This window comes from Mesorhizobium sp. M1E.F.Ca.ET.063.01.1.1 (genome assembly GCF_003998155.1).
GTDB lineage: Bacteria > Pseudomonadota > Alphaproteobacteria > Rhizobiales > Rhizobiaceae > Mesorhizobium.
The window spans coordinates 1-393 of the sequence record NZ_RZSC01001758.1; the positions used below are offsets into that span (position 1 = coordinate 1).

General features: G+C 66.2%; 1 protein-coding gene. It reads right to left on the minus strand.

Annotation, left to right across the window (positions count from 1 at the left end):
- Positions 1 to 110: 110 nt before the first annotated feature.
- Entirely contained in the window at positions 111 to 392 is a 282-nt protein-coding gene (locus EOA29_RS40760; RefSeq protein WP_127222622.1) for a hypothetical protein, read from the minus strand.
- Between the last annotated feature and the right edge of the window lies 1 nt (position 393).

Sequence of the window (393 nt, forward strand, 5' to 3'; positions counted from 1 at the left end):
CCGATGTAGAGACACATGCGAACGGCGTCCACCGGCAGTGACGATCTCGATGAGCCGAAAACAAATGGGCGGCCGAAGCCGCCCATGCGAAAAGCCCGAACCTGGCAGGCCTATTTCTTCATCGCATTCAGGACCGCGCCGATGATGCCGGTCAGGATGGCGCCGCCGCCCGCGCCGCCAACGATGTTTGGAATGTTCAACGCGCTGCCCAATCCGCCTGCCGCCGCGGCAGCCGCCGCCGGATCGATCGTGCCACCGCCGAGCAGGCTGCCGAGGATCGCCGCGCCGCCGACGCCACCGATGGCACCGCCCAGGATTTTGGGAAGCTGACCCAGCGCCGCTTGCTTCAGCGCCGCGCCCACTGCCTGACCACCAATGATACCCGTAATCACC